A 22,573-nucleotide genomic window follows, 5' to 3' on the forward strand; every position below is an offset into this window, starting at 1 on the left:
CACCCGCTACGACAAACGCGGATACGTCTACCTCGGAACCGTCACCGCAGCAGCCCTGGTCATCTGGCTCCGCACATGATCGACCGGACAAGTCCCTAGTCGAGCAGGCGCTGGCGGGACAGCGGGGTGGAGTGCTCGTGGAAGCCGAGGCTGCGGTAGAGCGCTTCGCCGCCCTCGGTGGCGTGCAGGTCGATCCGGGTGGCGCGGCGTTCGTCGAACCAGGCGAGCAGGGCCTCGGTGCAGGCGCGGGCGTGGCCCCGGCCGCGGTGGTCCGGGTCGGTGCAGATGTTGAAGACGAAGCCGAACAGGCCGTCGGGGTGGCCCGGGGCGGGCAGTCGCTGCTCCAGGGTGCCGACGGCGCAGCTCGCCAGTCGGCCGGGGCGGTCGGGGGCGTCGATCACGTAGGCCTGCAGGCGCCGGTCGGGTTCGGCGAGTTGACGGGCGAGCAGCTCTTCGGCGGTCTGCTGCCACCGGCCGGGGCGCGGTGCGCCCTGCATGGACTCGAACATCAGCGTGCGGAGGCGGACCAGTTCGGCGGCGTCCGCGGGGCGGGCCGGGCGTGGGGTGCTCATGACCGGCAGCGTAGGCGGGGGCGCAAGGGGTTTGTCCGGGGCAGCGCCTAGGCTGAGCGGCATGGCTGATCAGCAGGGTGCGGAGCAGGTGCTCGGGTACGAGCAGGCGCGGGACGAGCTGCTGGAGGTGGTGCGGCGGCTGGAGACCGGCGGGACGACCCTGGAGGAGTCGCTGGCGCTGTGGGAGCGCGGCGAGGAGCTGGCGAAGGTCTGCCAGCGCTGGCTGGACGGCGCCCGGGCCCGGCTGGACGCGGCGCTGGCGGCGGAGGAGTCGGCCGGCGAGTAGCTCCGATTTGTGGCGTACATCACAGGCAGTCGAGGGAATGGTTTAACTTTCATCGAAGTTGGAACGGTCCGTACGGCACCCGCCGTCACCGACCGCCCCACGCTTTGAGGTAGGACAACTCATGACCCTGGCCCTCGACGCCGCCGCCCAGGACCTGCTGTTCCGCGAGGCCCGCACCGCCAACACGTTCTCGGACGAGCCGGTCAGCGACGAGCAGATCCAGGCGATCTACGAGCTGGTGAAGTTCGGCCCGACCGCCTTCAACCAGCAGCCGCTGCGCATCGTCCTGGTCCGCTCCGAGGAGGGCCGCGCCCGCCTGGTGCAGCACATGGCCGACGGCAACAAGGCCAAGACCTCCACCGCGCCGCTGGTCGCCATCCTGGCCGCCGACAACGAGTTCCACGAGGAGCTCCCGACCCAGCTGCCGCACTTCCCGCAGGCGAAGGACATGTTCTTCTCGGAGCGCTCGGTCCGCGAGTCCTCCGCGACCCTGAACGGCGCCCTGCAGGCCGCCTACTTCATCATCGGCGTCCGCGCCGCCGGCCTGGCCGCCGGCCCGATGACCGGCTACGACGCCGAGGGCATCAACAAGGAGTTCTTCGGCGACGGCGACCACTCGGTGCTGGCCGTGGTCAACATCGGCAAGCCGGGCGAGGACGCCTGGTTCCCGCGCAGCCCGCGCCTGGCCTACGACGAGGTCGTCACCACCGTCTGAGCCGGCCCGTGACATCGAAAGGCCCCCGCCGTGCCCGGCGGGGGCCTTTCGCATGCGCTGCCGCGGGACCGCTACTTCAGCGTCCCGGCGAGCTGTGCGAGCTCCTCGTAGGAGGCGGTGCCGGTGAGCACCGTGGTGCCGGTGCTGCCGGCCGGGCGGGTCAGCGCCCGGTAGCGGTCGCCCTGCACCCGCTGCCACTCCTGGCCGTCCACCGTGGAGCTGCCGTCGGGCTTGCCGCCGGGGACGTTCTTCGCGACCACGTCGGCGGGTTTGTCGTCGCTCTGCTCGATCGCCGCGTACTGGCCGGAGGCGGTGCTCAGGCCCAGGTGCCACAGCCAGTGGCCCTTGTCGTTCGAGTAGCTGACCGAGGTGGCCTTCCAGCCCTCCGGGAGCGAGCCCGGGCCGAGCAGCGGGTACGGGGCGGCACGCTTCGCCGACGCCACCTCGGCCTGGTACGTCACCGCGTGCACGCCGGCCTTGCCGTCCGCGCTGGGGATGCTGAAGTACGCGACCGCCACCACGACGCCGACCGCCGCCATCGACAGGACCATGTCCCGTACCGTCTGGCGGCCCTTCTTGCTGCTGTCTGCCACCCGCCCATGGTAGGCGGCGCTTACGGAACGCCGGTGCACCGGCCACCCCGTCGCGGTGCGCGCGGAGTGCGCCGCAGACTCCCGTCCCACCTGCCGATACGATCGCAGCATCCCTCATCGCAGCGCTGGTGACCCTCCGCGACCCGGCGCTGACTGGCCGTCGCGTACAGAGAGGTAACGACGATGACCACGCAGTACCCGCACCACCTTCCCAGCGCACTGGAGGTCGCGCCGGAAGCTCCCGACCGCAACCTGGCCCTCGAACTGGTCCGGGTCACCGAGGCCGCCGCGATGGCGGCCGGCCGGTGGGTCGGCCGGGGAGACAAGAACGGCGCCGACGGCGCGGCGGTGAAGGCGATGCGCACGCTCGTCTCCACCGTCTCGATGAACGGCGTGGTCGTCATCGGCGAGGGCGAGAAGGACGAAGCCCCGATGCTGTACAACGGCGAGCGGGTCGGCGACGGCACCGGCGCCGAGTGCGACGTGGCGGTCGACCCGGTGGACGGCACCACGCTGACCGCCAAGGGCATGAACAATGCCGTCGCGGTCCTCGCGGTCGCCGACCGCGGCACCATGTTCGACCCCAGCGCGGTCTTCTACATGGACAAGCTGGTGTGCGGCCCCGAGGCCGCCGACTTCGTCGACATCACCGCCCCCGCCGCCGTCAACATCCGCCGGGTCGCCAAGGCCAAGGGCTCCGCCGTCGAGGACGTCACCGTCGTCGTCCTGGACCGGCCCCGCCACAACGACCTGGTCAAGGAGATCCGCGAGGCCGGCGCCCGGATCAAGTTCATCTCCGACGGCGACGTGGCCGGCGCGATCATGGCGGCCCGCGAGGGCACCGGCGTCGACCTGCTGATGGGCGTCGGCGGCACCCCCGAGGGCATCATCGCGGCCTGCGCGATGAAGTGCATGGGCGGCGTCATCCAGGGCCGGCTGTGGCCCAAGGACGAGGCCGAGAAGCGCAAGGCGCTGGACGCCGGCCACGACCTGGACCGGGTGCTGCATACCGACGACCTGGTCAGCGGCGAGAACGTGTTCTTCGTCGCCACCGGCATCACCGACGGCGAGCTGCTGCGCGGCGTCCACTACCGCTCGGAGACCGCCACCACGTCCTCGCTGGTGATGCGCTCCAAGAGCGGGACGATCCGCCGGATCGACTCCACCCACAAGCTGTCGAAGCTGCGGGCCTACAGCGCGATCGACTTCGACCGCGCCAACTGAGCCCGGGCGCAGGCGCGTTCGGACGCGGGTGCGTTCCGGGCGCGGGTGCGTTCGGGTCGGGTTTCTGCCCACGCGTTCAGGGGCCGCCGGGGAGTGCTTCCCCGACGGCCCCTGCGGGGAAGCTCTAGCCGGCTATCCGGGTCGTCAGGCGCCGGGCGTCCAGCAGTTCGGCCTCGCGGCGGCGCCGGCGGGCGAGCACCACGCGGCGCTCGGCGGCCGTCAGGCCGCCCCAGACGCCGTAGGGCTCGGGCTGGGCGAGCGCGTGCTCGCGGCACTCCAGCAGCACCGGGCAGCGGGCGCAGACCCGCTTGGCGTGCTCCTCGCGGGAGAGCCGGGCCGCCGTCGGCTCCTTGGAGGGAGCGAAGAACAGCCCGGCCTCGTCGCTGCGGCAGGCGGCGGAAGTGTGCCAGGGGTTGTCGTCCGGATCCGGTGCCGCGGGGCGGCGGGCGGCGGCGGTGGACTCGATCGGATGCAGCACGGTGACTCCTGACCAGGCTCAAGGCTCGGGGATCGGTCGCCTCCTGCCCGACTGCCCCGTGCTCCCTCGCCGTGGCACCGTCGCCGACCCGCGGGGTCACAGCCGTACAGGAACGATGTGCGATTGGAACTACCCCGCCGCCCCCGGATTCATGCACACCGCACGCAATCGACTACCCACTGCACTCGCAGCAACGACGAGTGCCGCCAGGCGAGTTGACGATCCGCGCGATCCCCGCAGGTCAGCCCTCCAGCTGCCGGCGCACCCACTCCTTGAGCTTCTTGCCGCGCTTCGGCTTGGCCTCGCAGCCGCCGAACACCGCCGCTCCCTTGATCCGCACCACCGGCGCGTACGGGTCCGGCGAGGTCTGCTCGCGGACGTCGAAACCGCCGAAGATGCCCGCTCCGCTGCCCTGCAGGGTGACGTTCTCCGGGACCCGGATCTCCACGCCGCCGAACACCGCGAACACCTCGATGACCACCTCCGGCGACTCGAACACCGCGTCGGTCAGGTCGATCTCGACCCCGCCGAACACCGCGACGGCCTTCAGGTGCGAACCCACCCGCCAGCGGCCCTTGCGGGCGGCGCCGCCGAACACCGCGAGCATGGTGGGCGATTCGGCCCGGGCCGGCGGCAGCTGCTGCTGCGGGGCGGGGGCCGGGGTCTCCAGCGGCGGCTTGGTCAGGTTGTGCCGGATCGGCCCCGGGTGGGTGGGCAGATCGCGGGTGAGCGGCTCCAACTCGCCGAACGTGCGGGCGCTGTAGGCCGCCTCGATCCGTTCGGCGTGCTCGTCGGCGGTGAGCCGGCCCTCCGCGTAGGCGTCGCGCAGCAGGTCGGCGACGCGTTCGCGGTCGGCGTCGGCGGCCCGGAGCTCGGCGGCCAGGTCGGTACCGGGGGCGGGAGCGGGAGCCGGGGCGGCCTCGCTCTTCTTCATCGGGGCGGGCGGCTGGCCCTGCGGCTGCTGCGCGGGAGAGTTGTCCACGTCACAAGCCTAGCGAGCCCGCCCCGCGCCCGAACGCCGGTTCGAGGCAAAGCGGGTGGGGCCGGGGCACCCCGGGGCGGGTGCGGACCGGGGCGGGCGGGTCGGCGTGAGCCGCGTCACGCAGGTCGACCTGAGCGCCGGGTGCGTGCGCCGTGCGCCTAACCTGGAGGGTGCCTCGTCGACGACGCCGAAAGAACTGAAGGATCTCCCCCATGGCTTCAGAGTTCGCCTACCGCGACCTGCTCCCGCTCGGTGCGGACACCACCCCGTACCGCAAGCTCACCTCCGAGGGCGTCTCCACCTTCGAGGCCGGCGGTCGCACCTTCCTCCAGGTCGAGCCGGAGGCCCTGCGGCTGCTCACCGCCGAGGCCATGCACGACATCTCGCACTACCTGCGCCCGGCCCACCTCGCCCAGCTGCGCCGCATCCTGGACGACCCGGAGGCCAGCCCCAACGACCGCTTCGTCGCGCTGGACCTGCTGAAGAACGTCAACATCTCGGCCGGCGGCATCCTCCCGATGTGCCAGGACACCGGCACCGCGATCGTCATGGGCAAGCGCGGCCAGAACGTGCTGACCTCCGGTCAGGACGAGTCGGCGATCGCCCGCGGCGTGTACGACGCGTACACCAAGCTCAACCTGCGCTACTCCCAGATGGCCCCCGTGACCATGTGGGACGAGAAGAACACCGGCAACAACCTGCCGGCCCAGATCGAGCTGTACGCCACCGACGGGGACGCCTACAAGTTCCTGTTCATGGCCAAGGGCGGCGGCTCGGCGAACAAGTCGTACCTGTACCAGGAGACCAAGGCGATCCTCAACGAGTCGTCGATGCTCACCTTCCTGGAGCAGAAGATCCGCTCGCTGGGCACCGCGGCCTGCCCGCCGTACCACCTGGCGATCGTGGTCGGCGGCACCAGCGCCGAGTTCGCCCTCAAGACCGCGAAGTACGCCTCCGCGCACTACCTCGACAACCTGCCGACCGGCGGCGACGCCAGGACCGGGCACGGCTTCCGCGACCTGGAGCTGGAGCAGAAGGTCTTCGAGCTCACCCAGAAGATCGGCATCGGCGCCCAGTTCGGCGGCAAGTACTTCTGCCACGACGTCCGCGTCATCCGCCTCCCGCGCCACGGCGCCTCGCTGCCCGTCGCGATGGCCGTCTCCTGCTCGGCCGACCGCCAGGCGCTCGGCAAGATCACCGCCGAGGGCGTGTTCCTGGAGCAGCTGGAGACCGAGCCGGCGAAGTACCTGCCGGAGACCACCGACGCCCACCTGGACGGCGACGTGGTCCGGGTCGACCTCGACCAGCCGATGGCCGCGATCCGCGAGCAGCTCTCCAAGCACCCCGTGAAGACCCGGCTCTCGCTCTCCGGGACGCTGGTCGTCGCCCGCGACATCGCCCACGCGAAGATCAAGGAGCGGCTGGACCGCGGCGAGGGCATGCCGCAGTACATGAAGGACCACCCGGTCTACTACGCCGGCCCCGCGAAGACCCCCGAGGGCTACGCGTCCGGCTCCTTCGGCCCGACCACGGCCGGCCGGATGGACTCCTACGTCGACCAGTTCCAGGCCGCCGGCGGCTCCATGGTCATGCTCGCCAAGGGCAACCGCTCCAAGCAGGTCACCAAGGCCTGCAACGAGCACGGCGGCTTCTACCTCGGCTCGATCGGCGGGCCGGCGGCGCGACTCGCCCAGGACTGCATCAAGAAGGTCGAGGTCCTGGAGTACCCCGAGCTCGGCATGGAGGCCGTCTGGCGCATCGAGGTCGAGGACTTCCCGGCGTTCATCGTGGTGGACGACAAGGGCAACGACTTCTTCGCCGAGGTGACGGACGGGCCGCTGATCACCAACCTGCGGGTGCGCTCGGCGCAGTGACCCGCTGAAACGGGACGAGCCCCGGCCGGTGAGGGTCGGGGCTCGTTCTGGTGACGTGGGTGCTGGTCACGGGGTGTTCGGGGCCGTGCCGAGCGGCTCGAAGATCTCGTCGTCCTGCGGCGATTCCGGGTTCTCGATCCGCTCCACGGCCGGGGCCGCCGGCTGCCCGGCCAGCACCTCGTAGGCACGCTCGATCGCGTTCTGGTCGGTGGGCTCGGCGACGTGCTCGACCGGAGCCGGAAGCTGCTCGGTCTCGGGAACGAGGGTGGTGGTCTCGTCGGCCATGGGGTGGGCCGCCTTTCATTTCAAGGGTACGGATCACCCGGACGACTCGCCCCGGGCACGGGGCCAGTATCGTAGGGGCCGCTAAATGTCTCATAAACGTCGCACCTTGCATCCGCTTGGTGGACGTTTGCTCGCACCCTCATAAGCTGACGCCCCCACACGACCGGCGACAGCGTGGGGAACAGACGGTTCATCGGCCACAGGGGAGGACATGGAGCTTCAGGGCACGCGCTCCGCAGAGGCGTTGCGCTTCCAAGTGCTCGGCCCTGTCCAGGCATGGCGTGGTGACGCTCCGCTGGCGCTCGGATCGCCGCAACAGCAGGCGGTCCTGGTCGCTCTGCTGCTCGGCGAGGGCCGCCCGGTGACCACCGATGACCTGGTGGACGGCATCTGGGGCGACCGAACCCCACCACAGGCGGTCGCGGCGCTGCGCACGTACATCTCCCGGCTGCGCTCGGTACTGGAGCCGAATCGCGAAGTCCGCAAACCCGCCGAGGTGCTGGTTTCGGTGAGCGACGGCTACGCGCTGCGGATTCCGGCGGACTCCGTGGACCTGGCGGTCTTCGAGCAGCGGGTCGCGGAGGCCGCGAGCGCGCGGTCCGAGGGATCGTTCCGCGCCGCGCACGACGGACTGGTCTCGGCGCTGGACCTGTGGAGCGGTCGCCCGATGCCGGGAGTTCCCGGGCCGTACGCCGAAGCACAGCGCGGCCGGTTGACAGAGCGTCGGCTGGCCGTCGCCGAGGAGCGCTGCGCGATGGCGCTGGAGATCGGTCTGCACGCCGATGTGGTGGCCGAACTCAACTCGTTGTCCGCCGCCCATCCACTGCGCGAGCGCCTGCGCGAACTGCTGATGCTGGCGCTGTACCGCAGCGGTCGACAGGCCGAGTCGCTGGGCGTGTACGCGGACACCCGGAAGCTGTTGATCGACGAGTTGGGTGTGGAGCCGGGCACCGGACTGGCCGCCATGCACGCCCGCATCCTGGCCGGCGATCCGGAGCTGATGGCGGTCCTCGCCGCACCTCCGAAGATCGCTGCGGATGAGTCGTCCACCTTCGTACCGCCCGCCCAACTCCCGGCGGACGTATCGGACTTCAGCGGCCGCAGCAAGGTGGTCAACGAGCTCCGGGACGTACTGAGGGCCGGTTCCGGCCAAGCCGTGGTGGTCACCTCGCTGGCCGGCATCGGCGGCGTCGGGAAGACCACCCTTGCGGTGCACGTGGCCCACCTGGTGCGGCCGGACTTCCCGGACGGGCAGCTGTACGTGGACCTACGCGGCGCGGGTGCGTCCCCGGCCGATCCCGCGGTGGTGCTTGGTGACTTCCTGCACGCGCTCGGCGTGCCCGACGCTCCCGACTCGCTGGACCAGCGTGCCGCGATGTACCGCTCGCTGCTGGCCGACAAGCGGATGCTGATCCTGCTCGACAACGCGCGCGACGCCCAGCAGTTGAGGCCGCTGATCCCAGGCGTCTCCGGCAACGCCGTGATGGTGACCAGCCGTTCACGGCTGGCGGAGATCCCCGGCGCCCACCTGGTGGACATCGAGGAGCTGACCCCGGACGAGGCACTGGCGCTGTTCTCCGCGATCGTCGGGATCGAGCGGGTGGCAGCCGAGCCCGAGGCCGCGCTCCAGGTGGTGACCTCCTGCGGATTCCTTCCGCTGGCGGTCCGCATCGCCGCCGCCCGGCTGGCCAGTCGGCCGCGGTGGAGTGTCTCCGACCTGGCCCGTCGGTTAGCGGACCAGCGCAACCGGCTCCAGGAGCTCCAGCTCGGCAACCTCGCCGTGGAGACCACCCTGGGGCTCGGTTACGCCCAGTTGCAGCCCGAGGAGGCCCGGGCGTTCCGACTGCTCGCGCTGGTGGACTCGCCGGACCTCCCGCTTGCGGCCGTCGCCGCGCTGCTCGGAACTCCCGAGCAGGAGGCGGAGGACCTGGCCGAGGCGCTGGTCGAGGCGAACATGCTGGAGTGCTTCACGCCCGGCCGGTATCGCTACCACGACCTGCTGCGCCTCTATGCCCAGCGGCAGAACGTCAAGACCGGCGACTCGGAGAACCAACAGGTCGCGCTGCTGCGGCTTTTGGACCTGCTCCACGCCACCATGCGGAACGCTGAGCAGGTGCTCGAACCCGACGACACCCCGATGGAGCCGCTGTGCGTCGCGCAGTCGGCCGGACTGTCGTTCTCCGACACGGCCACCGCCCGCGAGTGGCTCCGGTCGGAGATCGCGGTTCTGCTCAGCTCGGTCGAGGCCGCGGCCAGTGCGCCGCTGGACCTGGTGCAGCCCGTAGTAGAGATCCTGCAGAGCATGTCCAGCGTGGTCGAGGACCCGTCTCTCGCCCCACGCATCCGCAGCGTCCTGCACGCTGCCGCAGCGAATCCGGCGGCCCGGAGCGACGCGGGGACGCTGGCCCGAGTGCACTACGCGCTCGGCCACATGCACCAGGTGGCGGCCGAACTCGCCGAGGCGGAGCAGGAGCTGACCGCCAGTCTGGCCCTCCAGCCGACCGAGCGGGCCACCATGCTGCGGGCGGTCACGACCTACACGCTGGCGATCGTCCTGATCATGGCGGGCCGGCCGGCCGCGGCACTGCCGTTCCACGAACAGGCGCTCCAGATGATGTCCCAGTTCGACGCGCCGATCGTCGAGGCCCGTGTGCTCGGCAACATGGCCCGTTCCTACGTCGGCCTGGACCGGCACGAGGAGGCGGTCGAGGCCGCCCGGGCGGCGGTGACGGCGGCCCGGTCGTCAGGCAACCTGCCCTGCCTGGCCGACACCCTCTACCAGTTGGGCGTCGTCCTTCGGTCGACCGGTGAGCCTGGCGAGGCGGCCATACACCTCCGTGAGGCGCACCAGCTGTACCGCGCCCATCAGCATCCGATCTGGGAGGGCTATTCGCTGGCCCGGCTCGCCGCGTGTCTGCTCGCCGATGGGCAGTTCGCGGCGGCGGCCGAGGCGGCGGAGGAGTCGTTGTCGATCGCTCAGGAGATCGAGGCGGCGTACTGCCAGGGGATGGCGAACGCGGCGTTGGGCGAGGCGTTGCTCGAACTCGGGCAGCCGTCGCGTGGGTTGGCGTGTCTGCAGGAGGCGTTGACGGTGTTCACGCGGCTCGGTGTGCCCGAGGCCCAGCCCGTGCAGGACCTCATCGACTCGCGGCACACCGAGCCTTCCCCTCCCCCCGCGCCGTAGGCCTTCGCTCCCCCCGTGGTTCCCCCTGGTCCCCCCTGGCGAAGGCCTGTCCCCCCGGGGCGTCGGCGTCCCCGCAGCCCCCCGGCTGCGGGAACGCTTTGACGCTTCCCCGGCGCTGAGGAAGACTCTGCCAGGCCGCGATTGACGTTCGATAAACGTCCGCGTCAATGGAGTTGATGGGGCGTCGGGGCTGGTCAGGGGCGTGGTGCGGGCATGGTGGAGGGCGTGCGGGGCGGTGGCGCGCGCCGTGGCGGGCGACGGTGTGCTTCCCCTGGCGGGCGATATTCGCCCAACGGCGCACGAGTTGGCCGGAAACGGACTCCACGGTGCGGTGATCGCGTTTATTCTCATAGGCCAGGGTCGGGAGTGGTGTGCGGACCACTACAGGTGGGGCAGGACGCGCGCGGGAGAGGTGCCCAGATCACGTGACGGACGAACAGATTGCTGTCTCCGCCGACGCCGAGCGGGCGTCCGCGGGGGAGGGCCGCCGGGCCGAGCGGGCGGGGCAGGCCGCCGCGTTCGATGCGATGGGCGAGCGGTATCAGGAGGTGTTTCCGGCCAGGTCGGGTCAGTTGGCCTGTGCCGGGTGGCTGGTCGAGCAGCTGCCCGCCGGGGCCCGGGTGGTGGACGTGGGTTGCGGGGCGGGTGAGCCGACCGCCCGGCAGTTGGCGGACGGCGGCCTGCGGGTGCTCGGCGTGGACCTCTCGGCAGGCATGCTGGAGCAGGCCCGCAAGGCGGTGCCGGAGGCGGAGTTCCGCCGGCTGGACGTAGTCGACCTGGCCACCGAGAACGCCGAGCGGCTGTGGGGCGTCCCCGAGTTGGGGCCGGCCGGGGCCGGTGCGTGGGACGGCGCGGCGGCGTTCTTCTCGCTGCTGATGCTGCCCCGGGCGGAGATCGCCGTGGCGCTCGGCCGGATCCGTGAACTGCTGCGCCCGGGCGGCCTGTTGGCGCTGGGCATGGTGGAGGCGGACCTGGACGACGCGCCGCTGCCGTTCCTGGAGCAGCAGATCCGGGTGAGCGGCTACCTGCGCGAGGAGCTGACGGGGCTGCTGGAGCGGTCGGGCTTCGCCGTGGAGGCGGTGGACAGCCAGTCGTACGCCCCCGCGGGGTCCGCGCAGCCGCCGGAGACCCAGCTGTACCTGCGCTGTCGGCGCACCGGCTGACCCGGGGTCGGCCTCCGCCTTCGACGTCCTCCACATCTGCACAGAATCGGGCAGCCCGTGCGCGACCAACTGGAGCCCCTGGCGGGGCAACAGCCCGCCGTACCCGTCCAGCGGCATCCGCCGGACGGGCTGCCCCGGCTTGCCGAGCGCCTGGCGTACCTGGACGGTGCGGCCCGGCGGATCAACAGTTCGCTCGACCTGACGGCCACCCTGCGCAATCTGGGCCGGGTGCTGGTGCCCGAACTCGCCGACGCCCTGGTGGTGTTGGTGCGCGACCCGCTGCCCGACGTCGAGCGCGACCTCGGGCGGCCGCGCGCCCTGCGGGTGCTGCACACCTGCGGAACGCGGCTGGGCCGCCGCGGCGGGTTGCGCCCGGTGCCGCCCGGCAGCGCGCTGGAGCGCGCCCTGGAACGGCGGGCCCCGCACGGTCCGGTGGTGCTGGACGGGCCGCGCGACGGCCTGTTCGCCGAGCTGCTCGGCGCCCGGGCGCTGGGCCGGCTGGCGGCCGGGACGGCGCTGCTGGCACTGCCGCTGCACGGTCGGCAGGCCGCGCTGGGCATGCTGCTGCTGATTCGGCGCCCGGGCGCCGAGCGGCGGGCGTCCTTCGATCCGGCGGACACCGCGACGGCCGCGCACCTGGCCACGCACGCGGGCCTGGCCGTGGACACCGCGCTGCGCTACACCCGTGAGTGGGAGATCGCCGACGAGTTGCAGCGCTCGATGCTGCCCGCGGAGCTCCCGCAGCCGCACGGCGTGCGCCTGGCGCACCGCTACCTGCCCGGCGAGCGCGGGGCGCAGGTCGGCGGCGACTGGTACGACTCGATCCCGCTGCCGGGCAACCGGGTGGCGCTGATCGTCGGCGACGTGATGGGCCACTCGCTGACCTCGGCCGCCGTGATGGGCCAGCTGCGGACCTCCGCGCAGACCCTGGCGGGCCTCGACCTGCCGCCGCACGAGGTGCTGTACCACCTGGACGAGCAGGCCCAACGCCTGGGCCGCGAACACCACTTGGCGACCTGCGTGTACGCGGTGTACGACCCGATCGCGGGCCGGGTGGTGATCGCCAACGCCGGACACGTGCCGCCGGTGCTGGTCGGCCCGGACGGCGCCAGCGAGCTGCTGGACCTGCCGCCGGGCGCGCCGATCGGCGTCGGCGGGGTGGACTTCACCTCGGTGGAGCTCGCCGCCCCGCCCGGCTCGTCGCTGCTGCTGTTCACCGACGGCCTGGTGGAGACCCGCCGCCGCCCGCTGGGCACCGGCCTGGAACTGCTGCGGGCCCGGCTGCAGGGGGCGCACCGGTTCACCCCCGAGCAGCTGTGCCAGGAGGCGCTGCGGATCCTGCCGCCCGGCGACCGGGCCGACGACATCGCGCTGCTGGCCGCCGCGTTCGACGGGATCCCGGCGGACGACGTCGCCTACTGGTACCTGCAGCCGCGCCACGAGACCCCGGGCCGGGCCCGGCGGCTGGCCGGGCACGCGCTGCACAACTGGGGCCTGGACCATCTGCGGGAGAACTGCGAGCTGATGGTCAGCGAGCTGGTCACCAACGCGATCCGGCACGCCACCCGCCCGGTGACCCTCCGGCTGGTGCGCACCTCCCGGCTGCGCTGCGAGGTCGGCGACGACTCCGCCGCACTCCCCCGCACCCGCCGGGCCGGCCCCGACGAGGAGCGCGGGCGCGGCCTGCAGATAGTCGCCCGGTGCGCGGACCGCTGGGGTGCGACGCGGCTGGGCGCCGGCAAGGTGGTCTGGTTCGAGCAACGGCTGTGAACCGCCCGGGCCCTGCCACCACTCAGTCGGCAGGCCTCCCGCTGCTCAGTCGGCGAACCTGCTGTCGGTGGCGGCGAGCCGGTCCAGTGCGGCGAGGACGGCCGGGCCGAGGACGGTGAGAGCGAGGGGGCGGGAGCGGCGCAGGCCGAGGACGCTGCGCAGGACGTCGGCGTGGTGGATCTCGTGGAGGGCGGCGGCGTACTCCTCGGCCTCGGCGGGGGCTCCGGCGGCCTCGGCGGCCTGCCAGGTCAGGAGGAGGGCCTTGACCACGGCGAACATCATGCGGCGGCCGCGGACCAGTTCGGGCCGGTCGTTGAGGCCGAAGACCTCGATGGTGGCCTCGCCGCGGACGGTCAGCGGGTCGTACGCGCCGGAGTCCAGGTAGAGCAGCAGGTGGTCGGCCGGGTCCTCGCGGCACGGGTCGACCAGCAGGCCGTCGCCGGTGGACGGGTCGCGCGGGAAGCGGTCGCGCTTGCGGTTGCTGTTGCAGTGCGCGCAGGCCAGCAGGTGGTTCTGCCAGTCGAAGGTGCGCAGCGGGGCCTGGGCGATCGGCTCGAAGTGGTCGATGTCGGTGCCCAGGTTGTCGCCGCAGTACATGCAGCGCTCCAGCCCCGGCGCCATCTGCCGCAGCAGCAGGCGCAGTTGGGCCTTCTGGCGGGCGGCCTTGCGCCATGCGGCGCGGCCGGACGCGGTGCTGGGGCCCGCCGCCCGGATGCCGGCGGTGGCGCGGTCGAGTTCGGCGGCCAACCGGGGTTGCAGGGCGGGCCGCTGGAGCGGGATCACTCGTCCCGGCCGAGCAGCCGCGCGGTGACCTCGTCGACCCGGGCCGTCAGCGAACTGTTCAGTTTCGCCCCCAGCTCCCGGTACTCGGCGAGTTCCGCGTCGGTGGCCCGGCCCGCGTACATCTTGCGCTCCAGCCGCACCAGCAGCCGGCGTTCGGCCTCGGCGGCCGGCGAGTAGGCGCTGGGCAGCCCGAACAGTTCGGACAGGACGGTGTCCTCGCCGCTGCCGTACAGCACCCGTTGGCGCAGGTCCTCGTCGAGGCGGTGCGGCGCGAAGTCCTCGGCGGGGCCCGGCAGTCGGATCAGCGCGCCGGGGTCGGCGGCCTGGCAGACGTACGGGCTGTGGGTGGCGACCAGGAACTGGGTGCGCGGGAAGTGCTCGGTCAGCCATCCGCCGATGCGCTGCTGCCACACCGGGTGCAGGTGGCGGTCCACGTCGTCGATCAGCACGGGGCCGGGGGGCGTGGACTGCTGCTGCGTCGCCGCGAGCAGGCTCACCAGGCGGGCCAACGTGGCTACGCCGTCGCCGAGTTCGTCGAGCGGCAGTTCCAGGGGGCCGTGGGCGACGAGGTGGCGGTCCGGGTCGCTGACCTGCCAGCCCGGGGGCAGGACGGCGGCCAGCAGGTCGGGGTGGAGGGGGGTGGTCGGGGGTGCGGCGCTGTCGACGAACAGTGCCTGCGGCGGGCGTTGGGGCTCGCCGGGGTGCCAGCGGGGGGCGGGCTGTGCCTCCACCCAGCCGGGGGCCGGAGACGGGGACGGGGACGGGGACGGGGCGCTCGGGAGGGCGCCGAGGGCCATGCCGACCGCGCGGAGGAGGGTGCTTTTGCCGCTGGCGTTCGGGCCCGCGACGACGGTCCAGCCGGGGGCGGGCGGGATGGACAGGTCGACTTCGCGTGGGCCGGTGAAGCACTTCACGTCGGCGACCCTGATCCGCGACACGTACATCGGGCACCCCCTGGCTCGTTGCCGGCAGGGTGATGTATGCCCACGCGTTGCCCGCCCACCCACCCGTGGCCCCGCCGCCGAGGTGGACGCCCGGGAACCCGCTGCGCGGAGCCGGGGCGGGAGCTCGAAACCTGCCCACCCACCCACCCGTGACCCCACCGCCGAGGCGGACACCCGGGGCAACCCGCTGCGCGGAGCCGGGGCGGGGGTACGGGACTTGCCCCCACCCGCCCGCCCGGGGCCCCGCCGCCGAGGTGGACGCCCGGGAACCCGCTGCGCGGAGCCGGGGCGGGTGCTCGAAACCTGCCCACCCACCCACCCGTGACCCCACCGCCAAGGTGGACGCAGGGCAGTTCGCTGCGCGGGGCTGGGGTGGGCGGGGTGCGCTGCGGAGCAGAGGCGGGGCGGGTGCGCGCTGCGCAGGGCCGGGGCGGGAGCGCGGCAGCAGGTGAGTGGGTGCCGGGGGCGCGAGAGCGGGCGGGTGCCGGGGGCCTGCACCGTCCGCTCGTGGCCCCGCTGGGCAAGGTGGGCCCACGGGGCAACCCGTTGAGCGGGGCTGGGGTCGGGGGTGCGCTGCGCGGAGCAGAGGCGGGGCGGGTGCGCGGGGCCGGGGCGGGAGCGCGGGAGCAGGTGGGTGGGTGCCGGGGCCTGCGCCCCCGGCCGTGGCCCCGCTGCCGAGGTGGACGCAGGGCAGTTCGCTGCGCGGGGCGGGAGCGCGAGAGCGGGCGGGTGGGTGGACGTCGGGGCCTGCACCGTCCGCTCGTGGCCCCACCGCCAAGGCGGGCCCCACGGCAACCCGTTGCGCGGGGCTGGGGCGGGTGCGCGCCGCGCGGGGCCGGGGCGGGAGTGCGAGAGCGGGTGGGTGGTGTCGGGGTCTGCCTCAGCCACCTGCCGGCGGCCCTGCCCCGAGGTAGACGGAGGGGACAGTCCGGTGCACGCCGCCCGTGGCCCCGCCGCCGAGGTCGGCCTGCGGGGCCGGGGTGGGAGTGCGGGAGCGGGTGGGTGGGTGACGGGGTCTGCCTCAGCCACCTGCCGGTGGCCCCGCTGGCGAGGTGGGGCGAGGGGCGATCTGCGGCGCGGGTGGGTGCGGGGTCGGGGTCAGGGCGGCGGTGGGGTCACGGGTGGGTGGGTGGGAGGCGGACCGGGAGGCCCCGCAGGGACTCGCGGAGGGCGGTGGCGAAGCGTTCGTACTCGGGGGTGCGGGCGGAGCCGGGGCGGTGGGCGAGACCGATGCGGCGGCCGGGGGTGGGGGCGGCGAAGCGGACGGCGGCGAGGCGGTCGGTGCGGCCGGTTTCGACGTCGAGGGCGGTGGCGGGGAGCAGGGTGACGCCGAGGCCGCCGGCGACGAGTTGGACGAGGGTGGAGAGTCCGGCGGCACGGGTGCTCCCGCCGGAGGCGTCGGCGCCGACCTCGCGGCAGATGTCGAGTGCCTGGTCGCGCAGGCAGTGGCCTTCTTCGAGCAGCAGCACGTCGAGGTCGAGCAGGACGTCGCGCGGCACGTCGGCGCGTCCGGCGAGCTCGTGCTCGGGCGGCACGATCAGCACGAAGTCCTCGTCGAACAGCGGGATTTCGGCCACCGGGACGGCGCCGCCGGCGGGCAGTGCGAGCAGCAGCAGGTCGAGTCGTCCGGCGGCGAGGCCGTCGAGCAGGGACGGGGTGCGTTCTTCGTGGACGTGGAGTTCGAGGTCGGGGAAGGCGTCGCGGACCAGTCGCAGCACGTTCGGCAACAGGTAGGGCGCGACGGTGGGGATGACGCCGAGGTGCAGCGGCCCGGTGAAGGGGCGGCGGGCGGCTTCGACCTCCTCGGTGAGGGCGTGCAGCGCGGAGAGCACCTGGCGGGCGTGCGCGGCGACGCGTTCGCCGAGCGGGGTGATCATGACGCGGCGGGTGGTGCGTTCGACGAGCTGGGCGCCGAGGGTCTCTTCGAGGGCGGCGACGGCGCCGGAGAGCGCGGGTTGGCTGGTGCCGATCGCGGCGGCGGCCTCGCGGAAGTGCAGGTGTTCGGCGACGGCGGTGAAGGCCCGCAGCTGGGCGACGGTGGGGGTGCGTTGCGTAGGGTGCTTCACGGTGCGCTTCCTGCCGGGGTTCGGTGCTGTCTCCAGTGTGCCGCACTGATCGGGATTGCCTATCAGGCAAAGCGGAAGATCCGATTTCACTGATCAGTAGCGATGTGCGACGCTGGGAAACGTCCGCAATTCGGACAACCCTCATCCCAACCCTTGGAGTAGCGACGTGCTGACGATCGGCGACAAGTTCCCCGAGTTCGAACTCAACGCCTGTGTGGACCTCGACGCCGCCAACGCCTTCGCCGAGATCAACCACAAGTCCTACGAGGGCAAGTGGAAGGTCGTCTTCTTCTGGCCGATGGACTTCACCTTCGTCTGCCCGACCGAGATCGCCGCGTTCGGCAAGCTGAACGAGGAGTTCGCCGACCGTGACGCCCAGATCCTCGGCGTCTCGGGCGACTCGGAGTACGTGCACCACGCCTGGCGCAAGGACCACAAGGACCTGCGCGACCTGCCCTTCCCGATGCTGGCCGACGTCAAGCACGACCTGATGCGTGCCTGCGGCGTCGAGGGCGCGGACGGCACCGCCCAGCGCGCGGTGTTCATCGTCGACCCGAACAACGAGATCCAGTTCGTCATGGTGACCGCCGGCTCCGTCGGCCGTAACCCGAAGGAGGTCCTGCGCGTGCTGGACGCCCTGCAGACCGACGAGCTGTGCCCGTGCAACTGGAACAAGGGCGAGGACACCCTCGACGCCCAGGCCCTGCTGGCCGGCTGACCCCGATGGCTCTCGACGAACTCAAGGCCGCCCTGCCGGACTACGCCAAGGACCTGAAGCTCAACCTGGGCTCGGTCATCGGCAACTCGGACCTGCCGGAGCAGCAGCTCTGGGGCACCGTGCTGGCCTGCGCGATGGCGACCGGCTCGTCCGCCGTGCTGCGTGAGCTGGAGCCCGAGGCCAAGTCGCACCTGTCCCCGGAGGCCTACCAGGCCGCCAAGGGCGCCGCCGCGATCATGGCGATGAACAACGTCTACTACCGGACGCTGCACCTGCTCTCCGACAAGGAGTACGGGACGATGCGCGCCGGTCTGCGGATGAACATCATCGGCAACCCGGGCGTCGACAAGGTCGACTTCGAGCTGTGGTGCTTCGCGGTCTCCGCGATCAACGGCTGCGGCCAGTGCCTCGACTCGCACGAGGGCGTGCTGCGCAAGGCCGGCGTCGAGCGCGAGGTCGTCCAGGCCTCCGTGAAGATCGCCGCGACCGTCCAGGCCGTCGCCTCGGTGCTGGACGCCGAAGCGCAGCTGGCGTAACCGCCGCAGGAACGCACAAGGTCCGCCTGTGGGAGGGGAGTTCCCCTCCGGCAGGCGGACCTTCGCGCGTCGCTACTGCTTGCGGGCGGCCTCTATCGCCTCGAAGACCTCCAGGCCGGCCGCGTTGCGTTGGCGCAGGTGCCCGGTGACGGTGTTGGTGACGGCGATCAGCGGCACCGCAACGATCGCGCCGGCGATGCCGCCGATGATGGAGCCCGCCGCGACGCCGAGCACCACGGCCAGCGGGTGGACCCGCACCGCCCGGCCGAGGATCAGCGGCTGCAGGATGTGGCCCTCCAGCTGCTGGACGGCGACCAGCACCACCAGGGCCATCAGCGCCTTGAAGGGGCCGACGGTGACCAGCGCGATCAGCACGGCGATGGTGCCGGTGACCAGCGCGCCGACCAGCGGCACGAACGCCCCCAGGAAGATGATCACCGCGAGCGGCATCGCCATCGGCACGCCGAGCAGTTGGAGCCCGATGCCGATGCACAGCGCGTCGATGAACGCGACGACCACGGTGCCGCGCACGTACGCGGTCAGCGTGACCCAGGCCTTCGGCCCGGCGCCGGCCATCGCGTAGCGGGAGTGCCGGGGCAGCCCGCGCAGCACCCAGCTCCAGATCCGGGCGCCGTCGTAGAGCAGGAAGAACGTGGTGAACGCGGTGAGCGCGATCCCGGTGAGCAGTTCGACGGCGATGCTGACGCCGGTGAAGCCGGCCGAGGTCAGCTGGTCGGAGTTCTTGCCGATGGACGTGGTGATCTGGTTGGTGAAGTTGTCGAGCTGGTCCTGCGTCAGGTGGAACGGCCCGGTGACCAGCCAGTCGCGCAGCTGCCGAACACCGTCCTGGGCCTTGACGGTGACCCGGTCGAGGTTGGTGGACACCTGCCAGAAGACGAACCAGCCGACCAGCCCGATCCCGGCCAGGCCGGACAGGAAGGTGCCGGCGGCGGCCACCGCGCGCGGGACGCCGTGCCGGCGCAGCCAGGAGACGGTGGGCTCGAACAGGGCGGAGATCAGCAGCGCGGCGACGGCCGAGAAGGCGACCAGCCGCAGCGTGTCGATGACCCGGAAGACCACGTAGAGCGCGACGCCGAGCAGCAGCAGCCGCCAGGTGGACTCGGCGGCGACCCGCAGCGTCCACGGCACCGCGTCCACCGGGTTGGCGGGCCGTCCGGGCGGCGCGGAGCCCGGGTGCGGTTCGGCGGGCGGCGCGGTGCCCGGGTGCGGTTCGGCGGGCGGCGGGGTGCGCGGCGGCGGCACGGCCGCGTCGGTCCGGGCGGGCGCGGCCTCCGGGCCCGCGGCGGCGGTGGCCTGGCCGTCGGCCGGGGCGGCGCCGTGCTCGGCGAGTTGACGGGCGGTCTGCTCGACGGTGCGCCGGGCGGCCCGTTCGGCGGCGAGTTCGACGGCCTGCTCGGTGGCGAGGGCCTGCGCCTCGGCCGAGATGGCCGCGCGTCGGCGGCGTTCCGCGGCGGCGAACAGTCCGGCCGCCACCGCCCCTGCTTTGGCGAAGCCGCGCCAGCGGCCGCCGCTCGTCTCTTCCGTCACTGCCCCGGTCTCCCCCGCGTGAGTCTGCTGCGCGCGGCCGCGGGTCGCGCGGCCGTCGGCGGGAAACGCTACCTGCCGTCGGGCCCCGGGTCGCGGGGGTATTGCGGAGCGCTTCCCGGAGATTTCCGGCAAAAACGCTCCAATCCGCCTGTTTCGTCCGCCGGGATCGGGGAAGGGGCCTGGCAGACCTTCTGTCCGCGGACCGGCCGGGAGCGGAGAAAACCAGGACCCGCTCCGCTTCCCCGCGTCCGCACCGGGCCGTCGCCGCCCGCCGCGCACTGGTCAGCGCCGCCCGGGCGGCACGGCCGCCCCGTGGCCGCTGTCTCGCGGCAGCACGAAGGGCCCCGCTCTCGACGCTGCGAGGACGGGGCCCTTCGGACGAGGTACCGGGTGGGCCTAGTACCAGGTGTGGGCCTGCCAGAACGACCAGGCGCCGCAGGGGCTGCCGTAGCGGCTGTTCATGTAGTTGAGGCCCCACTTGATCTGGGTCTCGGGGTTGGTGCGCCAGTCGGCGCCGACCGAGGCCATCTTGGAGCCCGGCAGCGCCTGGACCAGGCCGTAGGCGCCGGAGGAGGGGTTGCTGGCGGTGTAGTTCCAGCCACTCTCGCGCTTCACGATCTGGCTGAAGCACTGGAACTGGGTGTCGTTGCCGACGATCCGCAGCGCCATCTCCTGGACCGAGCCGGGGCTGACGGTGGCGAGCACGCTGCGGGCGGAGGCGCGGTTGGCCTCTTCCTTCGCGCGCTTCTCCTCGGCCGCCTTGGCGGCCTTCTCCGCGTCGGCCTTCGCCCGGGCGTCGTCGGCGGCCTTCTGCCGGGCGGCCTCTTCGGCGGCCTTCTTGACGGCGGCGTCGGCGGAGACCTGCTGGGCGTTGGCCTGGCGGCTGATGCCGTCGCTGACGTTCTGGGCCTGTGCACCGGTGGGCGCGTCGGCGAGCAGGGTGGCGCTCGCGACGTCGACCGTCTGGACGGTCTTGCCCTCACTGCCAGAGGCCGCACCTACGACAGCACCGACGGCGGTCACCGCGGTGGCGGAGGCGACAGCGACTCCCCGGACCGAGATCCGAGTCACATGGTTTCCTTCCAGCGTCGCCCGGCTTGTGACCGTCCGGGCGCATATCTGCCCCCTGGTCACTGGCCTCCGTCGAGCTTCGGTCACGGGAGGCGCTGGCTCGGCCGTCCCCCCGGGCGGGCCCGGAGCGGCGGTGGAATCGAGCGGCGTACGGCCTTGCGTTGTTCAGTTTTCCGCCCGCCGACCGGAGTTGCCGGGCGTGGTATTGCCGTACGCGGGGCCTGACAGAACCCTCACCATGCCGCACGCGACGGTGTCTACGCAATTCCCTGTGCCGTGGCGGATCTCACAAACTCGCCCGACCTGGGGGTTTGGTGGAACCAAAACCGAGAGAGCGTCAACGGGGCTGACAGCGAAGGGGCCTGACGGTAGGCGCCAGACCCCTTTGCCCCGGTTTCTCCGGTTATGGCTACGGCTGGATGTCCTCCAGCATCTCGGTCACCAGTGCGGCGATCGGCGAGCGCTCCGAACGCGTGAGCGTCACGTGGGCGAACAGCGGATGGCCCTTCAGCTTCTCCACCACGGCGACCACGCCGTCGTACCGGCCGACCCGCAGGTTGTCGCGCTGGGCGACGTCGTGGGTGAGCACCACGCGGGAGTTCTGGCCGATCCGGGAGAGCACCGTGAGCAGCACGTTGCGCTCCAGGGACTGCGCCTCGTCCACGATCACGAAGGCGTCGTGCAGCGAGCGCCCGCGGATGTGGGTGAGCGGCAGGACCTCCAGCATGCCGCGGGAGATGACCTCCTCGATCACGTCCTGGGTGGTGACGGCGGAGAGGGTGTCGAACACCGCCTGCGCCCAGGGGCCCATCTTCTCGGCCTCGCTGCCGGGCAGGTAGCCGAGCTCCTGGCCGCCGACCGCGTACAGCGGGCGGAACACCATCACCTTGCGGTGCTGGCGGCGCTCCAGGACGGCCTCCAGGCCGGCGCACAGGGCGAGCGCGGACTTGCCGGTGCCGGCCCGGCCGCCCATCGAGATGATGCCGATCTCCGGGTCGAGCAGCAGGTCGAGGGCGATCCGCTGCTCGGCGCTGCGGCCGCGCAGGCCGAACGCCTCGCGGTCGCCGCGCACCAGTTTCACCCGGCCGTCGGGGGCCACCCGGCCGAGCGCGCGGCCGCGCTCCGAGTGCAGCACCAGGCCGGTGTGGACCGGGAGTTGCTCGGCGCCGTCGACCGCGAGGGCGTGCTCCTGGCCGGCGAACAGCTCGTCCACCTGGTCGGCGGGGACGTGCAGTTCGGTCATGCCCGTCCAGCCGGAGGTGATCGCCAGCTCGGCCCGGTACTCCTCGGCCAGCAGGCCGACCGAGCTCGCCTTGATCCGCAGCGGCAGGTCCTTGGAGACCACCGTGACGTCGTAGCCCTCGGCCTGCAGGTTCCGGGCGACCGCGAGGATCCGGGTGTCCGCCTCGCCGCCGCCGGCCCGGTAGCCGGCCGGCAGGATCGACAGGTCCGAGTGGTTCAGCTCGACCCGGATGGTGCCGCCCAACTCGCCCACCGGGATCGGCTCGTCGAGCCGGCCGTGGCGGATCCGGTAGTCGTCCAGCATCCGCAGCGCCTGGCGGGCGAAGTAGCCCAGCTCCGGGTGGTGCCGCTTGGCCTCCAACTCGGTGACCACGACGACGGGGAGGACCACCTCGTGCTCCTCGAACCGTGTCATGGCGAGAGGGTCGGCCAGGAGCACGCTGGTGTCGAGGACGTACGTGCGCCGGTCAGGTGTCCGGCGGCTCTTGGTACTGACCACTAGCCCTCCAGAGCGGGTGACCCGACGTCACCCGCGGCCC

General features: G+C 72.6%; 20 protein-coding genes. 9 read left to right on the plus strand and 11 right to left on the minus strand.

Annotated elements, in window-relative coordinates; genetic code table 11:
• Positions 1 to 95: 95 nt before the first annotated feature.
• Positions 96 to 572, minus strand: a complete 477-nt coding sequence (locus ACWEMJ_RS23440) for a GNAT family N-acetyltransferase (RefSeq protein WP_452139062.1) — start codon at positions 570 to 572, stop codon at positions 96 to 98.
• A gap of 61 nt (positions 573 to 633) precedes the next feature.
• Between ACWEMJ_RS23440 and ACWEMJ_RS23445 the strand changes: the two genes are divergently transcribed.
• Both ACWEMJ_RS23445 and ACWEMJ_RS23450 read left to right on the plus strand, forming a co-directional pair.
• Complete coding sequence (locus tag ACWEMJ_RS23445) at positions 634 to 858, plus strand: exodeoxyribonuclease VII small subunit (protein ID WP_452139063.1); 225 nt, start codon at positions 634 to 636, stop codon at positions 856 to 858.
• Between the two features lie 121 nt (positions 859 to 979).
• Positions 980 to 1,573, plus strand: coding sequence for a malonic semialdehyde reductase (locus ACWEMJ_RS23450; protein WP_452139064.1), 594 nt, complete (start codon positions 980 to 982; stop codon positions 1,571 to 1,573).
• A gap of 71 nt (positions 1,574 to 1,644) precedes the next feature.
• On the opposite strand, the gene ACWEMJ_RS23455 is transcribed toward ACWEMJ_RS23450, so the two are convergent.
• Entirely contained in the window at positions 1,645 to 2,166 is a 522-nt protein-coding gene (locus ACWEMJ_RS23455; RefSeq protein WP_452139065.1) for a DUF4245 domain-containing protein, read from the minus strand.
• A gap of 183 nt (positions 2,167 to 2,349) precedes the next feature.
• Here ACWEMJ_RS23455 and glpX point away from each other — a divergent pair, with 183 nt between their 5' ends.
• Positions 2,350 to 3,390 carry a class II fructose-bisphosphatase gene (gene glpX / locus ACWEMJ_RS23460; protein WP_400893052.1) on the plus strand — a complete coding sequence of 347 codons (1,041 nt, stop codon included), beginning with the start codon at positions 2,350 to 2,352 and terminating at the stop codon, positions 3,388 to 3,390.
• Positions 3,391 to 3,514: 124 nt separating this feature from the next.
• On the opposite strand, the gene ACWEMJ_RS23465 is transcribed toward glpX, so the two are convergent.
• Positions 3,515 to 3,868, minus strand: a complete 354-nt coding sequence (locus tag ACWEMJ_RS23465) for a WhiB family transcriptional regulator (RefSeq protein WP_452139066.1) — start codon at positions 3,866 to 3,868, stop codon at positions 3,515 to 3,517.
• A gap of 241 nt (positions 3,869 to 4,109) precedes the next feature.
• Complete coding sequence (locus ACWEMJ_RS23470) at positions 4,110 to 4,802, minus strand: DUF1707 SHOCT-like domain-containing protein (protein WP_452139099.1); 693 nt, start codon at positions 4,800 to 4,802, stop codon at positions 4,110 to 4,112.
• A gap of 260 nt (positions 4,803 to 5,062) precedes the next feature.
• Here ACWEMJ_RS23470 and ACWEMJ_RS23475 point away from each other — a divergent pair, with 260 nt between their 5' ends.
• Positions 5,063 to 6,724: a fumarate hydratase gene (locus tag ACWEMJ_RS23475; protein ID WP_452139067.1), complete on the plus strand. Its 1,662-nt coding sequence runs from the start codon at positions 5,063 to 5,065 to the stop codon at positions 6,722 to 6,724.
• Between the two features lie 66 nt (positions 6,725 to 6,790).
• On the opposite strand, the gene ACWEMJ_RS23480 is transcribed toward ACWEMJ_RS23475, so the two are convergent.
• On the minus strand, positions 6,791 to 7,009 hold the full coding sequence (locus ACWEMJ_RS23480; RefSeq protein ID WP_452139068.1) for a hypothetical protein: 219 nt from the start codon (positions 7,007 to 7,009) through the stop codon (positions 6,791 to 6,793).
• Between the two features lie 211 nt (positions 7,010 to 7,220).
• On the opposite strand from ACWEMJ_RS23480, the gene ACWEMJ_RS23485 reads away from it, so the two are divergent.
• The 3 genes from ACWEMJ_RS23485 (at position 7,221) to ACWEMJ_RS23495 (ending at position 13,126) form a co-directional block, all read left to right on the plus strand.
• Positions 7,221 to 10,193 (plus strand): BTAD domain-containing putative transcriptional regulator, encoded by a 2,973-nt coding sequence (locus tag ACWEMJ_RS23485; RefSeq protein WP_452139069.1) that lies wholly within the window; start codon positions 7,221 to 7,223, stop codon positions 10,191 to 10,193.
• Positions 10,194 to 10,618: 425 nt separating this feature from the next.
• On the plus strand, positions 10,619 to 11,356 hold the full coding sequence (locus ACWEMJ_RS23490; protein ID WP_452139070.1) for a class I SAM-dependent methyltransferase: 738 nt from the start codon (positions 10,619 to 10,621) through the stop codon (positions 11,354 to 11,356).
• 57 nt (positions 11,357 to 11,413) lie between these two features.
• Entirely contained in the window at positions 11,414 to 13,126 is a 1,713-nt protein-coding gene (locus ACWEMJ_RS23495; RefSeq protein ID WP_452139071.1) for a SpoIIE family protein phosphatase, read from the plus strand.
• A 45-nt stretch (positions 13,127 to 13,171) separates the two neighbouring features.
• Here ACWEMJ_RS23495 and ACWEMJ_RS23500 read toward each other — a convergent pair whose 3' ends face one another.
• The 3 genes from ACWEMJ_RS23500 to ACWEMJ_RS23510 form a co-directional block, all read right to left on the minus strand.
• Entirely contained in the window at positions 13,172 to 13,909 is a 738-nt protein-coding gene (locus ACWEMJ_RS23500; protein WP_452139072.1) for an HNH endonuclease, read from the minus strand.
• On the minus strand, positions 13,906 to 14,853 hold the full coding sequence (locus tag ACWEMJ_RS23505) for an AAA family ATPase (protein ID WP_452139073.1): 948 nt from the start codon (positions 14,851 to 14,853) through the stop codon (positions 13,906 to 13,908). Before ACWEMJ_RS23505 ends, ACWEMJ_RS23500 begins: the two co-directional genes overlap by 4 nt.
• A gap of 1,115 nt (positions 14,854 to 15,968) precedes the next feature.
• Positions 15,969 to 16,919 carry a LysR substrate-binding domain-containing protein gene (locus ACWEMJ_RS23510; RefSeq protein ID WP_452139074.1) on the minus strand — a complete coding sequence of 317 codons (951 nt, stop codon included), beginning with the start codon at positions 16,917 to 16,919 and terminating at the stop codon, positions 15,969 to 15,971.
• A 166-nt stretch (positions 16,920 to 17,085) separates the two neighbouring features.
• Here ACWEMJ_RS23510 and ACWEMJ_RS23515 point away from each other — a divergent pair, with 166 nt between their 5' ends.
• Complete coding sequence (locus ACWEMJ_RS23515; RefSeq protein WP_452139075.1) at positions 17,086 to 17,637, plus strand: peroxiredoxin; 552 nt, start codon at positions 17,086 to 17,088, stop codon at positions 17,635 to 17,637.
• Between the two features lie 5 nt (positions 17,638 to 17,642).
• Positions 17,643 to 18,173, plus strand: coding sequence for an alkyl hydroperoxide reductase (locus ACWEMJ_RS23520; protein WP_100588824.1), 531 nt, complete (start codon positions 17,643 to 17,645; stop codon positions 18,171 to 18,173).
• 72 nt (positions 18,174 to 18,245) lie between these two features.
• Here ACWEMJ_RS23520 and ACWEMJ_RS23525 read toward each other — a convergent pair whose 3' ends face one another.
• From ACWEMJ_RS23525 to ACWEMJ_RS23535, 3 genes are all read right to left on the minus strand, one after another.
• Complete coding sequence (locus ACWEMJ_RS23525; RefSeq protein WP_452139076.1) at positions 18,246 to 19,721, minus strand: AI-2E family transporter; 1,476 nt, start codon at positions 19,719 to 19,721, stop codon at positions 18,246 to 18,248.
• Positions 19,722 to 20,117: 396 nt separating this feature from the next.
• Positions 20,118 to 20,792 (minus strand): aggregation-promoting factor C-terminal-like domain-containing protein, encoded by a 675-nt coding sequence (locus ACWEMJ_RS23530; RefSeq protein WP_452139077.1) that lies wholly within the window; start codon positions 20,790 to 20,792, stop codon positions 20,118 to 20,120.
• A 409-nt stretch (positions 20,793 to 21,201) separates the two neighbouring features.
• Positions 21,202 to 22,533: a PhoH family protein gene (locus ACWEMJ_RS23535; RefSeq protein WP_452139078.1), complete on the minus strand. Its 1,332-nt coding sequence runs from the start codon at positions 22,531 to 22,533 to the stop codon at positions 21,202 to 21,204.
• Between the last annotated feature and the right edge of the window lie 40 nt (positions 22,534 to 22,573).

Source organism: Kitasatospora sp. NPDC004531 (assembly GCF_053602195.1).

Coding starts and splice junctions, on each gene's coding strand:
- ACWEMJ_RS23520 (WP_100588824.1), top strand. CDS start 17,643: ATGGCTCTCGACGAACTCAAGGCCGCCCTGCCGGACTACGCCAAGGAC.
- ACWEMJ_RS23505 (WP_452139073.1), bottom strand. CDS start 14,853: ATGTACGTGTCGCGGATCAGGGTCGCCGACGTGAAGTGCTTCACCGGC.
- ACWEMJ_RS23445 (WP_452139063.1), top strand. CDS start 634: ATGGCTGATCAGCAGGGTGCGGAGCAGGTGCTCGGGTACGAGCAGGCG.
- ACWEMJ_RS23470 (WP_452139099.1), bottom strand. CDS start 4,802: ATGAAGAAGAGCGAGGCCGCCCCGGCTCCCGCTCCCGCCCCCGGTACC.
- glpX (WP_400893052.1), top strand. CDS start 2,350: ATGACCACGCAGTACCCGCACCACCTTCCCAGCGCACTGGAGGTCGCG.
- ACWEMJ_RS23475 (WP_452139067.1), top strand. CDS start 5,063: ATGGCTTCAGAGTTCGCCTACCGCGACCTGCTCCCGCTCGGTGCGGAC.
- ACWEMJ_RS23440 (WP_452139062.1), bottom strand. CDS start 572: ATGAGCACCCCACGCCCGGCCCGCCCCGCGGACGCCGCCGAACTGGTC.
- ACWEMJ_RS23480 (WP_452139068.1), bottom strand. CDS start 7,009: ATGGCCGACGAGACCACCACCCTCGTTCCCGAGACCGAGCAGCTTCCG.
- ACWEMJ_RS23485 (WP_452139069.1), top strand. CDS start 7,221: ATGGAGCTTCAGGGCACGCGCTCCGCAGAGGCGTTGCGCTTCCAAGTG.
- ACWEMJ_RS23450 (WP_452139064.1), top strand. CDS start 980: ATGACCCTGGCCCTCGACGCCGCCGCCCAGGACCTGCTGTTCCGCGAG.